The organism is Sphingomonas bacterium, assembly GCF_903643065.1.
In the GTDB taxonomy this organism is placed as follows: domain Bacteria; phylum Pseudomonadota; class Alphaproteobacteria; order Sphingomonadales; family Sphingomonadaceae; genus Sphingomonas.
Genome location: NZ_CAHJWX010000428.1, coordinates 1 through 2,769, shown reverse-complemented (window position 1 = coordinate 2,769; position 2,769 = coordinate 1). Strand labels below are relative to the sequence as shown.

Annotated in this window: 4 protein-coding genes; 3 read left to right on the top strand and 1 reads right to left on the bottom strand. The window is 69.9% G+C overall.

Features of this window, described 5'->3' with window-relative positions; genetic code table 11:
• Positions 1-18: 18 nt before the first annotated feature.
• Positions 19-951, bottom strand: a complete 933-nt coding sequence (locus HUU95_RS13380; protein ID WP_174280557.1) for a ribose-phosphate pyrophosphokinase — start codon at positions 949-951, stop codon at positions 19-21.
• 103 nt (positions 952-1,054) lie between these two features.
• On the opposite strand from HUU95_RS13380, the gene HUU95_RS13375 reads away from it, so the two are divergent.
• The 3 genes from HUU95_RS13375 to gltX form a co-directional block, all read left to right on the top strand.
• Positions 1,055-1,321 carry a hypothetical protein gene (locus HUU95_RS13375; RefSeq protein WP_174280556.1) on the top strand — a complete coding sequence of 89 codons (267 nt, stop codon included), beginning with the start codon at positions 1,055-1,057 and terminating at the stop codon, positions 1,319-1,321.
• Between the two features lie 3 nt (positions 1,322-1,324).
• Positions 1,325-1,735, top strand: coding sequence for a type II toxin-antitoxin system VapC family toxin (locus tag HUU95_RS13370; protein WP_174280555.1), 411 nt, complete (start codon positions 1,325-1,327; stop codon positions 1,733-1,735).
• Positions 1,732-2,769 (top strand): glutamate--tRNA ligase (gene gltX / locus HUU95_RS13365; protein WP_174280554.1); only part of this gene is annotated, 1,038 nt, incomplete at its 3' end. The genes HUU95_RS13370 and gltX, both read left to right, overlap by 4 nt.

Below are 2,769 nucleotides of genomic sequence, written 5' to 3'. Positions count from 1 at the left end.
TTCGCCGCGTCGGGCCGCTCAGTCGAAAAGCGAACTCACCGAGCTCTCGTCCGCGATCCGCTTGATCGCCTCGCCCAGCAGCGGCGCGATCGGCAGGTGGCGGATGCGCGCCGACGCCGCCACCGCCTCGCTGCCGATCGAGTCGGTGATCACCAGCTCACTCAGCGCCGAGCCCTCCACCCGCGCGACCGCGCCGCCCGACAGCACGCCATGGGTGACATAGGCGACGACCGCCTCCGCCCCCGCCTCGCGCAGCGCCATCGCCGCGTTGCACAAGGTGCCCGCCGAATCGACGATGTCGTCGATCAGCACGCAGAAGCGGCCGCGCACGTCGCCGATGATGTTCATCACCTCCGACTCGCCCGCCCGCTCGCGCCGCTTGTCGACGATCGCGAGCGGCGCGTTGCGCAGCCGCTTGGCGAGCACGCGCGCGCGCACCACGCCGCCGACATCGGGGGAGACCACCATCAGGTTCCGGTCCGCCCAGCGCGCCAGGATGTCCGCGCTCATCACCGGCGCGGCGTACAGATTGTCGGTCGGGATATCGAAGAAGCCCTGGATCTGCCCCGCGTGGAGGTCGACGGAGAGCACCCGGTCGGCGCCCGCGACCGTGATCAGGTTGGCGACCAGCTTGGCGGAGATGGGCGTGCGCGGGCCCGGCTTGCGGTCCTGCCGCGCATAGCCGAAATAGGGGACCACGGCGGTGATCCGCCGCGCCGACGCGCGCTTGAGCGCGTCGATCATGATCAGCAACTCCATCAGATTGTCGTTGGCGGGGTAGCCGGTCGACTGGATGACGAACACGTCCTCGCCGCGCACGTTCTCCAGGATCTCGACGAACACCTCCTCGTCCGCGAAGCGCCGCACCGACGCCTCGGTCAGCGCCACCCCGCAATAACCGGCGATGGCGAGCGCGAGCGGCCGGTTGGCGTTGCCGGTCATCAATTTCATGTTCGGCTCCCGTCGGAGCGGCCGTGTAGGCGGGCGGGTTGGCCAAGGGAAGGGTTGGAACGATGGTGCTGATAAGGCTAGATGGGCGTTCAGGAGCCGCGTCATGCGTCACATCGCCCTACCCGATTTCCAGGCCAACGCCGAACCCGTCGTCGATGCACTCGACGCGGGCGAAGAGGTGCTGCTCACCGCGCGAGGTCGCCACTATCGTCTGTCGGCGACACCTGCTGCGGTGGACGATCCGGCGGTCGTGGAACGGCGGCGACGGGCATTGGCGGACCTGAAGGCCTTCCGGTCCGACCTTCGCGCGTCGGGCGTTCGCGTCACCCGCGAAGAAGTGCGCGATTGGATCAGCGAAGGGCGGCGCTGATCGATGATCCTGGATGCGTCGGCGGCCGCTTCCTTCCTGCTTCCCGATGAAGCGGAACCGGGCGACGAACTGTTGGAACGGCTGACGCTCGGCCCCGTGCTTGTTCCCCAGCACTGGCCGCTTGAGATCATCAGCATCCTGCAAAATGCGAAGCGCAGACGACGGATCGATCAAGCGGGTCGGGATCGGGCCATGTCACAGGCATCGAGCTGGTCGGTGCGGATCGATCCGCTCACGTCCACGGTCGCGTGGTCGGAGTCGCTGCGTCTCGCCGACGAGTTTGCGTTGACCATCTACGATGCCGCCTATCTGGAACTGGCGATCAGGACGAAGGACACGCTCGCCAGCAATGACAAGGAGCTGGTGGCCGCTGCCCGACGCCGTGGCGTGGACGTGTTGACCAGCCTGCCATGACCATCGTCACCCGCTTCGCCCCGTCACCCACCGGGCACCTGCATGTCGGCAACATCCGCACCGCGCTGGTCAATTGGCTGTGGGCGCGCGCGCGGGGCGGGCGTTTCCTGCTCCGGCTCGACGATACCGATGCCGAGCGGTCCGAAGAGCGGTTCGCCGCCTCGATCCGGGCGGACCTCGCCTGGCTAGGCCTGCACCCGGACGAGGAACATCGCCAGTCGGCGCGCGGCGCGGCGTACGAGGCGCGGTTCGCGGCGCTGGTAGCGGCGGGCCGCGTCTATCCGGCCTACGAGAGCCAGCAGGAGCTGGAGCTCAAGCGCAAGGTCCAGCTCGGGCGCGGGTTGCCGCCGATCTATGATCGCGCCGCGCTGGCGCTGACCGCCGCCGATCGCGCGCGGATCGAGGCGGAGGGCGTGCGCCCGCACTGGCGCTTCCGGCTCGACCATGACGCCGCGATCGGCTGGGACGACGCGGTGCGCGGGCCCCAGTCGCTCGATCCGGCGACGATGAGCGACCCCGTCGTCCGCCGCGCCGATGGCGGATGGCTGTACATGCTGCCGTCGGCGATCGACGACATCGACCTGGGCGTCACCCATGTCGTGCGCGGCGAGGACCATGTCTCCAATACCGCGCTGCAGCTGCAGATGTTCGCCGCGATGGACGCGGCCCCGCCCGCCTTCGCGCATCTGGCGCTGCTGACGGGGGCGGAGGGCAAGCTGTCGAAGCGGCTGGGCTCGCTGGGCGTCGAGCATTTCCGCGAGCAGGGCATCGAGCCCGCCGCGCTCCTCGCGCTGCTCGCCCGGCTCGGCACCAGCGATCCCGTCGAGCCGCTGGACGAGGCCGCGCTGGTCGCGGGCTTCGCGATCGAGCGGTTCGGCCGCGCGCCGGCGCGGTTCGACGAGGCGGAACTGGCGCAGCTCAACGCCCGGATCGTCCACCAGCTGCCGTTCGACGCCGTCGCCGACCGGCTGCCGGCGGGGATGGACGCGGCCGGCTGGGCGGCGGTGCGCCCGAACCTCCATACGGTCGCCGAG